This window comes from Nocardia cyriacigeorgica (assembly GCF_010858045.1).
Classification (GTDB): domain Bacteria; phylum Actinomycetota; class Actinomycetes; order Mycobacteriales; family Mycobacteriaceae; genus Nocardia; species Nocardia cyriacigeorgica_E.
Genome location: NZ_JAAGVC010000051.1, coordinates 1 through 14287 on the forward strand (window position 1 = coordinate 1; position 14287 = coordinate 14287).

General features: G+C 67.9%; 18 protein-coding genes. 5 read left to right on the forward strand and 13 right to left on the reverse strand.

What is annotated here, in order from left to right:
* Positions 1–156: 156 nt before the first annotated feature.
* Positions 157–486 (reverse strand): hypothetical protein, encoded by a 330-nt coding sequence (locus tag GV790_RS26130; RefSeq protein WP_256673532.1) that lies wholly within the window; start codon positions 484–486, stop codon positions 157–159.
* Positions 487–730: 244 nt separating this feature from the next.
* On the opposite strand from GV790_RS26130, the gene GV790_RS26135 reads away from it, so the two are divergent.
* Positions 731–1855 (forward strand): helix-turn-helix domain-containing protein, encoded by a 1125-nt coding sequence (locus tag GV790_RS26135; protein ID WP_163817055.1) that lies wholly within the window; start codon positions 731–733, stop codon positions 1853–1855.
* Between the two features lie 386 nt (positions 1856–2241).
* Positions 2242–2892 (forward strand): slipin family protein, encoded by a 651-nt coding sequence (locus tag GV790_RS26140; protein WP_163817020.1) that lies wholly within the window; start codon positions 2242–2244, stop codon positions 2890–2892.
* A gap of 61 nt (positions 2893–2953) precedes the next feature.
* Here GV790_RS26140 and GV790_RS26145 read toward each other — a convergent pair whose 3' ends face one another.
* Positions 2954–3937: an alpha/beta fold hydrolase gene (locus tag GV790_RS26145; RefSeq protein ID WP_256673533.1), complete on the reverse strand. Its 984-nt coding sequence runs from the start codon at positions 3935–3937 to the stop codon at positions 2954–2956.
* Positions 3938–4024: 87 nt separating this feature from the next.
* Positions 4025–4405, reverse strand: coding sequence for a nitroreductase family deazaflavin-dependent oxidoreductase (locus tag GV790_RS26150; protein WP_163817022.1), 381 nt, complete (start codon positions 4403–4405; stop codon positions 4025–4027).
* A gap of 64 nt (positions 4406–4469) precedes the next feature.
* Between GV790_RS26150 and GV790_RS26155 the strand changes: the two genes are divergently transcribed.
* Entirely contained in the window at positions 4470–4970 is a 501-nt protein-coding gene (locus GV790_RS26155) for an NUDIX hydrolase (RefSeq protein WP_163817056.1), read from the forward strand.
* A gap of 106 nt (positions 4971–5076) precedes the next feature.
* Here GV790_RS26155 and GV790_RS26160 read toward each other — a convergent pair whose 3' ends face one another.
* The 5 genes from GV790_RS26160 to arc all read right to left on the reverse strand — a co-directional run bounded on the left by GV790_RS26160 (position 5077) and on the right by arc (position 9063).
* The gene (locus tag GV790_RS26160) at positions 5077–5754 is read right to left on the reverse strand and encodes a TIGR00266 family protein (protein WP_163817024.1); all 678 of its coding nucleotides are present in this window, start codon (positions 5752–5754) and stop codon (positions 5077–5079) included.
* 148 nt (positions 5755–5902) lie between these two features.
* Positions 5903–6217, reverse strand: a complete 315-nt coding sequence (locus tag GV790_RS26165) for a hypothetical protein (RefSeq protein ID WP_163817026.1) — start codon at positions 6215–6217, stop codon at positions 5903–5905.
* Positions 6218–6467: 250 nt separating this feature from the next.
* Complete coding sequence (locus GV790_RS26170) at positions 6468–6836, reverse strand: arsenate reductase family protein (RefSeq protein WP_163817028.1); 369 nt, start codon at positions 6834–6836, stop codon at positions 6468–6470.
* 101 nt (positions 6837–6937) lie between these two features.
* Positions 6938–7069 (reverse strand): hypothetical protein, encoded by a 132-nt coding sequence (locus GV790_RS31395; protein WP_256673534.1) that lies wholly within the window; start codon positions 7067–7069, stop codon positions 6938–6940.
* A gap of 233 nt (positions 7070–7302) precedes the next feature.
* On the reverse strand, positions 7303–9063 hold the full coding sequence (gene arc, locus GV790_RS26175; RefSeq protein WP_036537583.1) for a proteasome ATPase: 1761 nt from the start codon (positions 9061–9063) through the stop codon (positions 7303–7305).
* Between the two features lie 179 nt (positions 9064–9242).
* Between arc and GV790_RS26180 the strand changes: the two genes are divergently transcribed.
* A complete protein-coding gene (locus tag GV790_RS26180) occupies positions 9243–9776 on the forward strand; it encodes a hypothetical protein (protein WP_163817030.1) in 534 nt (177 codons plus the stop codon).
* 36 nt (positions 9777–9812) lie between these two features.
* Here GV790_RS26180 and GV790_RS26185 read toward each other — a convergent pair whose 3' ends face one another.
* On the reverse strand, positions 9813–10646 hold the full coding sequence (locus GV790_RS26185; RefSeq protein ID WP_163817032.1) for a tRNA (adenine-N1)-methyltransferase: 834 nt from the start codon (positions 10644–10646) through the stop codon (positions 9813–9815).
* 79 nt (positions 10647–10725) lie between these two features.
* On the opposite strand from GV790_RS26185, the gene GV790_RS26190 reads away from it, so the two are divergent.
* On the forward strand, positions 10726–11631 hold the full coding sequence (locus tag GV790_RS26190; RefSeq protein ID WP_163817034.1) for a RecB family exonuclease: 906 nt from the start codon (positions 10726–10728) through the stop codon (positions 11629–11631).
* Positions 11632–11665: 34 nt separating this feature from the next.
* Here the strand turns inward: GV790_RS26190 and GV790_RS26195 are convergent, their stop codons facing one another.
* The 4 genes from GV790_RS26195 to GV790_RS26205 all read right to left on the reverse strand — a co-directional run bounded on the left by GV790_RS26195 (position 11666) and on the right by GV790_RS26205 (position 14258).
* On the reverse strand, positions 11666–12841 hold the full coding sequence (locus tag GV790_RS26195; RefSeq protein ID WP_163817036.1) for a YeiH family protein: 1176 nt from the start codon (positions 12839–12841) through the stop codon (positions 11666–11668).
* Positions 12841–12975 (reverse strand): hypothetical protein, encoded by a 135-nt coding sequence (locus GV790_RS31400; protein ID WP_256673535.1) that lies wholly within the window; start codon positions 12973–12975, stop codon positions 12841–12843. The genes GV790_RS26195 and GV790_RS31400 overlap by 1 nt, the downstream gene beginning before the upstream one ends.
* 121 nt (positions 12976–13096) lie before the next feature.
* Entirely contained in the window at positions 13097–13948 is an 852-nt protein-coding gene (gene hisG, locus GV790_RS26200; protein ID WP_163817038.1) for an ATP phosphoribosyltransferase, read from the reverse strand.
* Between the two features lie 46 nt (positions 13949–13994).
* Positions 13995–14258 carry a phosphoribosyl-ATP diphosphatase gene (locus tag GV790_RS26205; RefSeq protein WP_014351583.1) on the reverse strand — a complete coding sequence of 88 codons (264 nt, stop codon included), beginning with the start codon at positions 14256–14258 and terminating at the stop codon, positions 13995–13997.
* Between the last annotated feature and the right edge of the window lie 29 nt (positions 14259–14287).

Sequence of the window (14287 nt, forward strand, 5' to 3'; positions counted from 1 at the left end):
GATCCGCCCGTAATTGCCGCAGCCCCGGCTCCAGCTCGGTCGCAGGTGTGAGCGCCAGCATCGACATGCCGGCCTGAACCTCCGGCCACAACAACGCCGCGGCGGTCACCACCAGCAGCACGGCGACAAGCGCGAACAACACGCCATCCCAGACCGTCACAGACCCTCCCCCGCCTCGGCTACCGGCCACCGATACCCGCGCGGATAGACCCGCACCGGGGTGATCAGCGCCGCGACACCGGTGATCATGTGCCGCACAGCGTCTGCGTGCCCGAAGGACAGAACGACCACCGCAGCGGCGCTGTGCTCGGTAATGTGTTGCGCCAAAGCCAGATTCGCTATGCACGGCCCCGCGTGCAGTTCGACGGTGAACACGAGCCGAAAGCCGTGCCGTTCGGCGAGCTCCTTCAACAGTTCGCGCCACCGATCCGGGCAGCCGGCGATGTCGCGGCGGATGAGTCCCAGTGCATGCGACGGTTCGTACATCGAGCCCCCTGCGTTCAGCCCTGTCCGGGCCGTGTCGGATGAATTTCGCTCGCCGCCGTACCTCGGGCCGTTCACGTCGGTCGCATCGTGGTTTCGGTTCGAGATAGCAGAACCGCCTGGCAGCTTGCGTGAAACTCACATTAGGCGCATCGTTTCGGGCCGGGAACGCTTACGGTGGTTGCAGGATGTCAGCAGCATGTTTGCAGGGTGAACAGTGGCCGACGTGACCGGAGAGGGGCGCGTGGTGGGCGAGGATTTCAGCACTGGGACTGCGCTCCGTGCCGTGCGGGAAGCAGCACAGATCGGCCTGCGTGAATTCGCCCGCCGGACACATTGGAGCGCTGCCTACCTCTCGCAGATCGAACGCGGGCAGCGTCCGGTCAGCGATGAGATCCGCCGGGCGTATCGGCAGTTGCGGCCCGCGAATTCGGATGCGACTGCGCGACAAGATAATCCACTACGCGTCGCACACGAATGGTTGGTGGCAGATGCTCGGTTCGACGAGCATCTGACTGCCGGACGGCAGGTGGGGGCCGGTCTGGCTGCCGAGATGGAGCGCCGCGTGATGGAACTGCGCCGCTTGGATGACGTCGTGGGTGGCGCAGCTCTGCATCCGGTGGTGCGGTGCGACCTGGACGCCGCCCGCTGCGTCGTACGCGAAGGCCGATACTCCCCGGAAACCAGGCGGCGCCTGCTGCGTGTCGTCGGCGAGCTGTCACAGCTGGCCGGATGGGTGTACTCCGACGCCGGACGATACGCCGACGCGCAGCACGCCTATCTCGATGGCGTGACAGCGGCCACCGAAGCAGGTGACCGACCGCTCGCCGGCCAACTGCTATCGACTCTGGCCTATCAGATGACGAACACCGGCGACGCCCACGACGCACTGCTCTTGGCGCGCACAGCGCTGCACGGAGCATCGACGGACGCGCCACCGGTGGTCCGTGCCTTGCTCGGTGAACGCGTCGCCTGGGCTGCGGCGAAGGCAGGCGATTCCGACTGCACGCGCCGCGCCCTCGACACCGTCGACGAGGAATACGATCGGCGTTCCTCCGGCGATGACGAACCCGATTGGGTGTACTGGCTCAATCGCGACGAGATCGACGTCATGCGCGCCCGCTGCTCCGTCCAATTGGGCAACGCAGCCGAGGCCGAGACCCTCCTGGCGCCCGCTATCGAACGCTACCCAGTGGGCCGGAAGCGCGAAGCGACCCTCTATCGGTCCTGGCTCGCGGAAGCCTATGCGCGGGGCGGGCACACCGCAGCCGCCCACGAAACCCTCGAAACAGTCCGATCCGATGCCGCCGAACTGAACTCGGCTCGACTGCAACGCCGGGTGGACGAGGTCGAAGCCATCCTCCAAGGATGATGCCTGAGCTGTTCGCGACAGCCGCAAGCACTGCACTGCCGAGCGCTCGGCGGCAGTCCCCCCCGCCTCGCACTCCGCGAAAATCATTCGCACGAACCGCGCGATTTCCGTACCGTTTCCCTCACGAGAGAGCAAGGGGCGCACCGGAATCTCCGGATCGCGTTCCCCGTGTCGGCTCTGTCGTGCCTCCGGTGGCACAGACCTCTTAAGTCTGATGGGTTCGATTCCCTCCTACGGTGTCCCCCATCCGGTCCGCTGCGGTGGCGTGGTTCTGCGGGCTCTCCGGCTACGGCCGGGGGACGCCCCCACCGCGTCGTCGGGGCCGGATGGGGTGGCATCCGCCTGCCCGGGGGCTTCGCGGCACAGACTCCGGGAGGGAGTGAGAGATGTATACGACGGTCATGGCATGGCAGCGCACGCTGCGCTATCGCGACGGCACCCTGGAGCGGGTGCTCGAACCCGGCCGCCACCGGTACGACGCCAAGCGCTGCACGCTGGTCGAGGTCGATGTGCGGCCGCGGCTGATGCACGTCACCGGTCAGGAACTTCTCACTTCCGACGGACTTTCGTTGCGGGCGAGTTTCGCGCTGACCTGGCAGGTCCTCGACCCGGTCGCGTTCACCACCGGTGCGCAGAACTCCGACACCGTGCTGTACGCGGCGGTGCAGGACACTGTGCGCGACGCCGTCGCCGCGCACACCCTCGACGAAGTGATCGCCGATCGCAGCCTGCTCACCGCCGACTACAGCCGGGTGGCCGATGCGGTCGCCGAACTCGGCATCGAGGTCAAGAGCCTGCGCGCACGCGATCTGATGCTGCCCGGTGAACTGCGCAAGGCGGCACTGGAAACCGTGCTGGCCAAGGAACGCGGACGCGCCGAGCTCGAGCGGGCCCGCGCCGAAGCGGCCGCCCTGCGGTCGCTGGCCAACACCGCACGCCTGCTGGAGGAGCACCCGGCACTGCTGCGGCTGCGCACCCTCCAGGTCGCGACAGGGCCGGGCACCCAGGTCGTGCTCGACCCGCGCGACAACCGTTGACGGTTCCGGCGGTTCTCCTGGTCCATCGCGGCCGGAGAACCGCCGGCAGCCGGCGATGTGGTCAATTCACCACGCGTTGCGTGCACGCCGGTGGCCGACAGCTCGGGTCGAATCCGAGAACCACGCCGATATCGCGAGGCCGGCACTGACGGACCGGGTGGGGAGGCCGCCGGTCAGCACGTAACAGGGCGAGCATCGCCGCAGCGACCGTGTCGGCCGCGGCCTGGCGCAGAGCAGTGCCCATGTCGTCGAGGACGAGCAGTCGCGCGCCGGGAATTTCGGCGGCGAGGGCCTCACCGTTGCCGACCGGGAAGAACGGGTCGGCGCGGCCGTGCACGACGAGGGCCGGTACGTCGAGCTCACCGAGCCGTTCCCGCCAGCGCGGCGTGCAGTCGATCCGGGAGAACACCATCCCGAGCTGGTTCGCCTGGTGCACCGCGGGATCGCTCGACGGCGTCCTGTCCCAGATTCGGGCCGCCGTCGCCCGTGCCTGTTCTGGATCGTCGCCCAGCGGCTCGGCTCCCGCGGCGGCGAAGGCCGCGACAGCGTCCCGGTCGGTCCAGTCCGGCCACGGATGGGAGAACAGTGCGCCCATGACCGCGTGGTCGTGGTCCGGCAGGTCCTCGTCGACCGGGCCCGGCGCCACCGGCCGAGTACCGACGAGGGTCAGTGCGGTGAACACGTCCGGGTGGTCCAGCGCGGCGACCTGAGCGACCATCCCGCCGACGCCGACCCCACCGAGATGGGCGGTCCCGGCGCCGAGCGCCCCGACCAGCGCGGCCGCGTCTGCGGCGAGATCTCGCAGGTTGTAGGCCGGATTCTCCGGGTCGAGGGTCGTCGACGTGCCGGAGTCGCGCAGGTCGTATCGGACCACGCGCCGCCCGCCCGAGGCGAGGCGCTCACACAGCGCGTCGGGCCAGGACAGCATCGTCGTGCCGCCGGCCAGCAGGATCAGCGGATCGTTCTCGCGGCCGAAGCTCTCGATGCCGAGATCCACCCCGTTCGCCCGCACCGAGGTCGTACCCACTCGAAACGGTCTCGTCATACCTGGGCTCCTATCTGTCGGTGTACCCAGAGATATCGACGACCGATTCACCCGGAAGTCATCGGTGTACCGGCGACCGTGGCCAGATCAGTCGACGGTCCTGGCCTCGAGAAAGTAGGGCACCGACATCGCGACCAGCGCCTGCCGGATGACGGGCGGCGCCCAGCTCGCGGCGGCATCGTGGCGGATCAGCGGATCGGTCAGGGACACCGTCTGCCCGTGCGTTTCCACCGCGAAATCGCCTGCGGCGACGACATTCTTCACCCAGTCGACGTCACGACCGTAGGTGAGGGCGATGCGGTATTCGTGGCCGTCGGCGAAGAGCAGGACCGGGGTCCGGTACGTGCGGCCGGATTTGCGGCCTTTGTGCACGACGATGCCCATGCCGGGGGCGCGCCCGGCGATGACCGATGTCACCGGATTGGTGACCTGCCGATTGAATTTCCCCAGCGCGCGTGGCAGCGCCATCGAGCCGATCCCTTCGTCGAGCGATCTACGCGGCACACGTTACTCTCGCCCGGTGGGTTCGGAGATGATCGCCGTCTACGACAGCACCGGGCGAGAAATCGGTGCCGAGGACCGCGCCGTCGTCTACCGTGACGGACTCTGGCATGCCAGCGCCGGAGTGCTGCTCCGCTCCGGCGACGGCCGCGCGATCTACGTCCATCGCCGCACCGAGACGAAAATGGTCTTCGCGGGGATGCACGACTGCCTGGCCGGCGGCGTGGTGGACCCGGGCGAATCCCCGCGGCAGACCGCGATCCGGGAGCTGGCCGAAGAACTCGGCGTCACGGCCGACACCGAACCCACTCCCCTGGCCCGCGCCCGCTGGGACGGCGAATGGGCGGGCAGCCCGATGCGCTGCCACCTGTTCGCCTACGAACTGCGCTACGACGGCCCGATCCGGCACCAGCCGGAGGAAATCGCCGACGGCTGGTGGTGGACGGAGCAGACCCTCCGCGACCACCTCACCGATCCGGCCTGGCCGTTCGTCCCCGACACCCGCTATCTACTGCGCGAAATCCTCATCTGAACGGCCGCCCTGCCGATCAATGCACCGGCCCGAGCGTGCGCGTCACCGTGGCAGTCGCCATGCCGCCGCCGAGCTCGGACACCACGCCCGGCGACGGGCAGGGCACCTACCCCGATGACGTCGACGCCGTCCACGAGGCGAACGCGCTCGGGTTGCGCGTCTGGAGCAGCACTCGTCCGGGGCCGGTGAAGTCGAAGACCAGTCCCTCACCGGATTTCAGCGATTGGATCGACCGTCCGGAGACCGCGCGGCGGATGGTGAAGTTCATGGCGAGGTCGTAGGCGACGACATGGCCGGTGTCGATGGTGATCGGTTCGCCCGGTTGCAGGTCGATGACGTCGATCGCGCCGAACACACCGACGACGACCTCACCCGCACCGGTCGCCCGCAGACCGAAACCGCCCTCACCGCCGAACAGGTTCGCGAACCCACCCCATTTGCTTTCCACCTGCACGCCATGCGAATTGGCGATCCAGCCGCCACGGCTGATGAAGAAGGGCCGGTCGGGCTGGATGGTCAACGGCAGCATGTCACCGGGCAGCGAAGGGGCGACGTCGACCCAGCCGCCCTCCGGTGGCGCGGTGAACGTGGACACGAAGAACGATTCACCGGCCAGCATCGACCGCTTGAGCCCGGCGAAGATGCCGCCTTCGGCCTTGGCCTGCAGCGTGACGCCCGCCGAATGCGCCACCATGGCACCGCTTTCGACGCGCATGGGCTCGCCGCCCGCGAGGAAGCACCTGGCGACGGCGGAGGCGGGACTGTGGCGCAGCTGTACCTTCATGGCTGCCGACACTACCGGCGCGGGCCGGCGCCGGGCGTCAGTCCGCAGGCCGATTCGCCATCCTCATTGCGGCGTACCCGAGTCCGTAGGAATAGTTTTCGCGCCAGGTGCCGCATCCCGTCGACACAGGCACCTGGCGACGTTGCCGTCAGCGCACTACCACCTGCCAGGTCTGCATGGAGAACGGCAGATCGCAGCTGGTCCAGGACTGCTGCCCGTCCCATGCCGGGTTACCCCAGCGTTCGTAGCTGCTGAACCAGGACCACCAGGCCCAGCAGGTGACGCGCACCTGATGCCAGACCGGTCCGCCGCATTGGGAGTAGGCGGCGGTCGCCGCTACCGGATTGACCGAACAGAACCCTGGCGGCTGCGCCTGTGCGGGTGCCGCGCCGAGGATTCCGGCCGCGCCGATGAGTGTCGCGGCGGATGCGCCGACGGCGAATTTCTTGACGATCGAGTTCATGACAACCTCCAACCGGCGTGGAGCTCGACGCCCCGACCCGTTGCTGACCCACGCTCGATCCAACTGCGGATCAGGACCTTCCCGAGCCGCGATGACATGATCTACATCACACCGCGCCGCGCGGTCGTTACAGCACCCACTCCCCCGGACATCACTCGGCTACCACGTCCATCCGGGCGCCGAACATGGCACACGCTGCACAGATGGAGGTGGCCGACGCGCCATGGCGTGGGCTCACCCCCGGTCGGCATCAGTCCAGCGATCGCAACGTTTCGTCATCGCGGGCCACCACCGCCGAGCCGTTTCCGATGAACACGATCGGCCGCTGGATCAGCTTCGGATGGGTCGCCAACGCCTCGATCCAGCGGTCGCGATCGGCTTCGGTGCGACCCCAGCTCGCCACGCCGAGCTCCTTGGCTTCCGGTTCGCCGGTACGGGTGATGTCCCAGGGCTCGGCGCCGAGCTTGGCCAGCGCCGCACGCAGTTCGTCGGCGGTCGGCGGATCGTCCAGATACCGGCGCACGGTGTACTCGGCACCGGTCTCGTCCAGGTGCGCGAGCGCGGCGCGACTCTTGGTGCACCGCGGGTTGTGCCAGATCTCGGTCGGCTCAGAAGTCATGCCGTCAGACTAATCCGCGGCACCGACGGAATGACCGCGCAGACGACAACAGGGTCGCACCCCTTGGGGCGCGACCCTGTTGGCCCGTCCTTCGACGCGGCCTATCCCGCGCTGCCGCTGCTCAGCAGTTCCAGAATCGTCTTGAACAGCACTTCGGCCAGGAAATCCGATGCGGAACCGGACATGGTGACTCCTCCATCTCGAATCCGGCGCAACCCCGCTGCGCCAGCCATCTGAAGCATGGATGATTCAGATAATCGCCGCGGCCGTTTCGTCGATCAGGGCTCGGCATACGACAGGCCGATCAGCGCAATTGTGGCGCCGTTCAGCTGTTATAGCCGAACGCATGATCAGTGACTTACATCACCACACCGTTGGCGCTGCCCTAGCGAGCCACGGCGACGACGGGCCCGCCACGACAAAGGGCCGCGCTTCGCACGGAAACGCGGCCCTCGGCACGACGCGATTACAGGTACTGACCCGTATTCGACTCGGTGTCGATCGCCCGGCTGGCACTGGCGTTCTTGCCGGTGACCAAGGTCCGGATGTAGACGATGCGCTCGCCCTTCTTGCCCGAGATGCGTGCCCAGTCATCGGGATTCGTGGTGTTGGGCAGGTCCTCGTTCTCGGAGAACTCGTCCACGATCGAATCGTAGAGATGCTGGATGCGCAGGCCCGGGTTGCCGGTGTCGAGCACCGCCTTGATGGCGTACTTCTTGGCCCGGTCCACGATGTTCTGGATCATGGCGCCGGAGTTGAAGTCCTTGAAGTACAGGACCTCCTTGTCACCGTTGGCGTAGGTGACCTCCAGGAAGCGGTTGTCCTCGCTCTCGGCGTACATCCGCTCCACCACCCGCTCGATCATCGCGCGGATGCAGGCTCCCTTGTCGCCGTGGAACTCGGCCAGATCATCGGCGTGCAGCGGCAGTTCCTCGGTGAGGTACTTGGAGAAGATGTCCTGCGCCGATTCCGCATCCGGCCGCTCGATCTTGATCTTGACGTCCAGGCGGCCCGGACGCAGGATCGCGGGGTCGATCATGTCCTCGCGGTTGGAGGCGCCGATGACGATGACGTTCTCCAAGCCCTCGACGCCGTCGATCTCGCTCAGCAGCTGCGGAACGACCGTGGTCTCCACGTCCGAGGACACGCCCGAACCGCGGGTGCGGAAGATCGAGTCCATCTCGTCGAAGAACACGATCACCGGGGTGCCTTCCGAGGCCTTCTCACGGGCCCGCTGGAAGATGATCCGGATGTGGCGCTCGGTCTCGCCGACGAACTTGTTCAGCAGCTCCGGGCCCTTGATGTTGAGGAAGTAGGACTTGGCTTCCTTGGCATCCTCACCGCGGGCCTCGGCGATCTTCTTGGCCAGCGAATTGGCCACCGCCTTGGCGATGAGCGTCTTACCGCAGCCCGGCGGACCGTAGAGCAGCACACCCTTGGGCGGGCGCAGCGCGTACTCGCGGAACAGGTCCTTGTGCAGGAACGGCAGCTCCACCGCGTCGCGGATCTGCTCGATCTGGCGGCCGAGACCACCGATGTCGTTGTAGTCGACATCGGGCACTTCCTCCAGCACCAGGTCTTCGACCTCGGCCTTGGGGATGCGCTCGAACGCGAAACCGGCCTTGGTGTCCACCAGTAGCGAATCACCCGGGCGCAGCCGGCGCACCGGGGCGTCGGGATCGTCGAGGTCGTCGATCTCGGCGACCTTGGACAGCGGGCCGGACAGCCAGACCACGCGCTCCTCGTCGGCGTGCCCGACCACGAGTGCGCGACGGCCGTCGTCGAGGACCTCGCGCAACGTGCCGATTTCACCGACCGCGTCGAAGTGCCCGGCCTCGACCACCGTCAGCGCCTCGTTCAACCGCACGGTCTGGCCGTACTCGAGGGTGCTGGTGTCGATGTTCGGCGAACACGTCAACCGCATCTTGCGGCCGGAGGTGAACACGTCGACGGTCTGATCGTCGTAGGCGCCGATCAGGACGCCGTAACCACTCGGCGGCTGACCGAGCCGATCGACCTCTTCACGCAACGCGACCAGTTGCTGGCGCGCCTCTTTCAGAGTGTCCATCAGCTTCGTGTTGCGAATAGTCAGCGAATCGATGCGGGCTTCCAATTCCCGCGCACGATCCGGTGAATCCGCGAGTTGCCTCCGGAGTGCAGCCGCTTCGGCGCGCACCGCCTCGAGCTCTCTCCAGGCCGCCGAATCCGAATTCTCGATGGGGCTCATGTGCTGCTCCTCCCAGTCCCGGTCTATCAACGCTACCGGGCGCGAACCGTTCTCGCTGTCCGACATGGTTTCGTCGTGATCACATCTAGGCAGCGCCCGTCGACCGGAACGACCATGTTAGCCTGCCCTAACACATTACCGGTGAGGCTGCTCACCGACTAGCCGAAAGGTTGCCAGTCATGCTCCTTCCCGTGAGGGCACTGCGCTTGTCTGTCGCTGCCGCCGCCACCGTCGCCCTGTCGCTCGGCATCGCCGCCTGCGGTTCCGACGACGACAGCAGCGACAGCGCCGCCACCAGCACCAGCGCTACCACCAGCGCCGCTGCCGCCACCACCACCGGCGCCGAGCACGGAGACCACGGCACCGGCGAGGCTCCGACCCCGGAAACCCTGCAGGGTGTGCTCGACAAGCTGGCCAGCCCCGATGTGCCGACGGCGGAGAAGACGAAGCTGATCGTCAACGGCGAACAGCGCACCGCCAACATCGACCAGATGAACGCCGCGCTGGCCGGCTACGGCACCCTCACCTTCGGCGTCACCGACGTCACCACCGAGGGCAACACCGCCACCGCGCAGGTCGTCATCACCTCCCCGCACGGCGCCGCCCCGGCGATGCCGCTGACCTGGGAGAACGTCGACGGCACCTGGAAGCTCTCGGATGCCAGCGGCTGCCTGCTGCTCGGCTTCGCCCAGGCGCCCTGCGTCCCCGCGTGATCGTCTGATCGTCGTCACACCACCGAAGCCCCGGCGTCAGCCCTTCGAGGGCCGGCGCTGGGGCTTCGGCGTCACGGTGCCCTCGGCCAGCCTGCGGGCGCTCACCAGGAACGCGGTGTGGCCCTGCATCCGGTGCTCGGGGCGCACCGCCAGACCCACCACATGCCAGCCGCGCACCATCGACTCCCAGGAGCGCGGCTCGGTCCAGCATTGTTGCTCGCGCAGCGTCTCCACGATCTTCGACAGCTGCGTCACCGTCGCCACGTAGACGATGAGCACGCCACCGGGGACCAGGGCTTTGGACACCGCGGGCAGCGCGTCCCAGGGTGCGAGCATGTCGAGCACCACCCGATCGACCTGCGGGCCGTCGTAGTTCGCGACGTCACCGACGGTCAGCGACCAGTTCGCCGGACGTTCGCCGAAGAAGGTCTCCACGTTGCGCACGGCGTGCTCGGCGTGGTCGTCGCGGATCTCGTAGGACACCACCTCGCCCTCGGGGCCGACGGCACGCAGCAGCGAACAGGTGAGCGCGCCGGAGCCCGCGCCGGCCTCGAGCACGCGCGCGCCGGGGAACATATCGCCCTCGTGCACGATCTGGGCGGCGTCCTTCGGGTAGATCACCGCGGCCCCGCGCGGCATGGAGAGCACGTAGTCGATCAGCAGCGGCCGCAGCGCGAGGTAGGGGGTGCCGTTGGTGGAGTTCACCACGCTGCCCTCGTCGGCGCCGATCAGATCGTCGTGCTTGATCCCGCCGCGATGGGTGTGGAACTCCTTGCCCGGCTCCAGGAGCACGGTGTACAACCTGCCCTTGGCATCGGTCAGCTGCACCCGGTCACCGATGGTGAATGGCCCGGTCCGTCTGGCCGTCATGTATCTCCGTTCCGCGAAAATCTGTTCGTCGCTGCCGTCTCACGGCACCGTGTCGGTGCCGCCGGATAGCCTGCCAGGTATGCCAGCACCAGCGACCACGCCCCCTGCCGACGCCGAACCGGCGCCCCGCCCCGAAGCGGCGCCGGTTCGTTCTCGTCCGGCGCTGTCGCCTTCCCGGGCAATGGATTTCAAGCAGTGCCCGCTCAAGTATCGGTTACGCGCGATCGACCGGATTCCGGAACCGCCGGCTCGGCACGCGGTGCGCGGCACGGTGGTGCACGCGGTGCTGGAAGATCTCTACGGGTTGCCCGCGGCCGAGCGGAGGCCGGACCGGGCCGAAGCGCTCGCGGCCGGCGCGTGGGCCAGGGTGCTGGCCGAGCGGCCGGAGGTGGCCGAGCTGATCGCCGAGGCCGAGCTCGAGGTGTTCCTCGACGAGGTCCGTGCACTCGTACGGGCCTATTACCGGCTGGAGGATCCGACCCGGTTCGATCCGGAATCGTGTGAGTCCCGGGTCGAGGTCGAACTGGCCGACGGCGTGCTGCTGCGCGGTTTCGTCGACCGGATCGACGTGGCGCCCACCGGTGAGCTGCGGGTGGTGGATTACAAGACCGGCCGCGTCCCCGGGGTCACCCAGGAGACCAAGGCGCTGTTCCAGCTGAAGTTCTACGCCCTGGTCATGCTGCGTACCCGCGGCGTCGTCCCGGCCCAGCTGCGGCTGATCTATCTGGCCGACGAGCAGATCCTCACCTACACCCCGGACGAGGAAGAGCTCAACCGCTTCGAGCGCACCCTTGCCGCACTGTGGCAGGCCATCCGCGAAGCCGGCCGCACCGGCGACTTCCCGCCGAGCAAGAGCTGGCTGTGCGGATTCTGCGACTACAAGCACCTGTGCCCGGAGTACGGCGGCACTCCCCCGCAGTATCCGGGGTGGCCGGACGAACCCGAGTCTCCGGAGCAGATCTTCGCCGAGTCGGTCGCTGATTAGATCTGCTCCGGAACACGCCCGGGCGGGTGGATACCTACGGCGTGAAGGTGCGAAACAGCAGCACCGACAGCCCCAGTCCGACGACCATGTTCACCGCGGCCGCCGCACCGAAGACGAGCACCGGACGCGCGCCCGCCGCGCGCAGACCGCGCAGGGAGAACTCCAGCCCGATCGAGACGAAGGCCAGGATCAGAAACCAGGTCCGCAGATCGTTGACGATCGCGATGTGGCCGGCGCCGGTGCCGGAGTCCACCGCTTGCAGGTAGAGCGTCCCGATGATCGACGCCGCGAGGAAGCCGAGCACGAATTTCGGGAAGCGGTCCCAGAATTCGCGTGCCGACGGCCGTGCCGCTCCGGCCGCACGCTCCACCCGCAGGGTGAAGTAGGCGGTCAAGGCGATGGCGACGATTCCGATGAGCGCGTTCTGGGTCGTCTTCACGATCGCGGCGATCTGCAGGGCCTGTTCACCGGCGATCGCGCCCGAAGCGGCCACCGCCGCGGTGGTGTCGATATTGCCGCCGATCCACGCGCCGGCCACCGCGTCCGACAGCCCGAACAGTCCGGCCAGCCAGGGCAGCACGAAGATCGACGGAAGCGCGAAGATGATCACCAGCGAGGCCGCGTAGGCGATCTGCTCCCGCTTGGCCTGCACTGCTCCGGCTGCCGCGATGGCGGCGCTGACCCCGCAGATCGAAACCGCCGAGGCCAGTAGCGCCCGCAGTTTGTCGTCCAGACCCATGCGCCCGCCGAGCCACCAGGCGAACCCGAAGACCGCGGTGATCAGCAGCAACGCCTGCAGAATCGCTGGTCCGGCCGCTGTCATGAGCACCTTCAGATTGATCGAGGCGCCGAGCAGCACAACACCGGTCTTGATGAAGAATTCGGTGCGGAACCCGGCCGAAAGGCGCTCGCGCAGGCCCAGTTTCGCCAGCACCACGTTGCCGATGAGGCCGAAGGCGATCGCGTACACGGGGTATTCGACCGTCTTCGCGACACGACGCAGCGGGGTGTCGGCGGTCCAGTTCGGCACCTGCGTCTCGACGTACCGCGTCAACGCCCCGAGCAGCACTACGACGAGCACACCGCCCACCACGGCGGCGGGTGCGGCGACCGCGGCCGGGCGCAGCGCCTCGGTCTCCGACCGCACCGGCTGCGCGGTTGTCCCGGTGTCGGCGGTGGTGAGGTTCTCGGTGTGCTCCGGCCCCGGCATCACGGCACCAGCCAATCCGGGATCAGCCCACTCAGGACCAGGGCGAGCAATGCCAGCCCGACCACGGTGGCCGACCAGTCCTCATTCCAGTGGATACGGCGGCTCGGGCCGCTGTCGGGGGGTGTGTGCGACACGGTCGTCACTCCTTGCGTTCCTCATCGAGGGCCGCACGGTAGCAACGCCGGGATGCCCGGCACACGGGTTGAATTCAGGGTGAGGCCAACCCCGGCGCGAACGCCGGGGTTGCCCGAGTCCTCAGAAGGCCCGGCAGGACCGGATGTCGGTGGCCAGGATCGCCTTGGCGCCCAGGTCGGCGAGCTGATCCATCACCGAGTTGCCCAGTTTGCGCGGTACCAGCGCGCGCACGGCGACCCAGTCGGGATCGGTGAGCGGCGACACGGTCGGCGATTCCAGGCCGGGGGTGATCTGGGCGGCCTGGTCGAGCAGGCTCTTGGGGCAGTCGTAGTCCAGCATGAGGTACTGCTGGGCGAACACGACACCCTTGACCCGGTCGATGAGCTGGTTGCGGGCCTTGTCGTCGCGGTCGGAGCCCTCGCGCTCGATCAGCACGCCCTCCGAATCGCACAGCGAGGCGCCGAAGGCGACCAGATTGTGCTGGCGCAGGGTGCGCCCGGAGCCGACCACGTCGGCGATGGCGTCGGCGACGCCGAGCTGGATGGAGATCTCCACCGCGCCGTCGAGCCGGATGACCTCGGCCTCGATGCCGCGCCCGGCCAGATCCGACAGCACCAGGTTCGGGTAGGAGGTGGCGATGCGCTTGCCCGCGAGGTCCTCGACGGTCCAGTCGCGGCCGGCCGGGGCGGCGTAGCGGAAGGTGGAACCGCCGAAACCGAGAGCGAGCCGCTCGGTCACCGGTGCCGCCGAGTCGAGGGCGAGGTCGCGGCCGGTGATGCCCAGATCGAGTTCACCGGAACCGACGTAGATGGCGATGTCTTTGGGCCGCAGGAAGAAGAACTCCACCTGATTGGCCAGGTCCAGGACGGTCAGGTCACGGGAATCGGTGCGTTTGCGGTAGCCGGCCTCGGACAGGATCGACACGGCCGATTCGGAGAGTGCGCCTTTGTTGGGGACTGCGACGCGCAGCATGAGAGGGGTCCTTTCGGGAGGGATGACGGCGGATTCGCGGCGGACGTCACAGATGTCGGTAGACGTCCTCTAGCCGCAGTCCGCGACCCACCATCAGCACCTGCACCCAGTACAGCAGCTGCGAGATCTCCTCGGCGAGCGATTCGTCGCTCTCGTGTTCGGCGGCCAGCCACACCTCACCGGCCTCTTCGAGCACCTTCTTGCCCTGGGTATGCACGCCCGCGTCCAGCGCGGCCACCGTCCCCGACCCCTCGGGTCGGGTGACGGCACGATCCTGGAGCTCGGCGAACAGGGCCTCGAAAGTCTTCACGGGTTGTCATTGTTTCAGACCCCCGCAAA

Bases quoted from the DNA above. Each gene is read 5' to 3' on its own strand.
- GV790_RS26130 (WP_256673532.1), bottom strand. From the start codon at position 486: ATGTACGAACCGTCGCATGCACTGGGACTCATCCGCCGCGACATCGCC.
- GV790_RS26140 (WP_163817020.1), top strand. From the start codon at position 2,242: ATGTATACGACGGTCATGGCATGGCAGCGCACGCTGCGCTATCGCGAC.
- GV790_RS26145 (WP_256673533.1), bottom strand. From the start codon at position 3,937: ATGACGAGACCGTTTCGAGTGGGTACGACCTCGGTGCGGGCGAACGGG.
- GV790_RS26150 (WP_163817022.1), bottom strand. From the start codon at position 4,405: ATGGCGCTGCCACGCGCGCTGGGGAAATTCAATCGGCAGGTCACCAAT.
- GV790_RS26155 (WP_163817056.1), top strand. From the start codon at position 4,470: ATGATCGCCGTCTACGACAGCACCGGGCGAGAAATCGGTGCCGAGGAC.
- GV790_RS26160 (WP_163817024.1), bottom strand. From the start codon at position 5,754: ATGAAGGTACAGCTGCGCCACAGTCCCGCCTCCGCCGTCGCCAGGTGC.
- GV790_RS26165 (WP_163817026.1), bottom strand. From the start codon at position 6,217: ATGAACTCGATCGTCAAGAAATTCGCCGTCGGCGCATCCGCCGCGACA.
- GV790_RS26170 (WP_163817028.1), bottom strand. From the start codon at position 6,836: ATGACTTCTGAGCCGACCGAGATCTGGCACAACCCGCGGTGCACCAAG.
- GV790_RS31395 (WP_256673534.1), bottom strand. From the start codon at position 7,069: ATGGCTGGCGCAGCGGGGTTGCGCCGGATTCGAGATGGAGGAGTCACC.
- arc (WP_036537583.1), bottom strand. From the start codon at position 9,063: ATGAGCCCCATCGAGAATTCGGATTCGGCGGCCTGGAGAGAGCTCGAG.
- GV790_RS26180 (WP_163817030.1), top strand. From the start codon at position 9,243: ATGCTCCTTCCCGTGAGGGCACTGCGCTTGTCTGTCGCTGCCGCCGCC.
- GV790_RS26185 (WP_163817032.1), bottom strand. From the start codon at position 10,646: ATGACGGCCAGACGGACCGGGCCATTCACCATCGGTGACCGGGTGCAG.
- GV790_RS26190 (WP_163817034.1), top strand. From the start codon at position 10,726: ATGCCAGCACCAGCGACCACGCCCCCTGCCGACGCCGAACCGGCGCCC.
- GV790_RS26195 (WP_163817036.1), bottom strand. From the start codon at position 12,841: ATGCCGGGGCCGGAGCACACCGAGAACCTCACCACCGCCGACACCGGG.
- hisG (WP_163817038.1), bottom strand. From the start codon at position 13,948: ATGCTGCGCGTCGCAGTCCCCAACAAAGGCGCACTCTCCGAATCGGCC.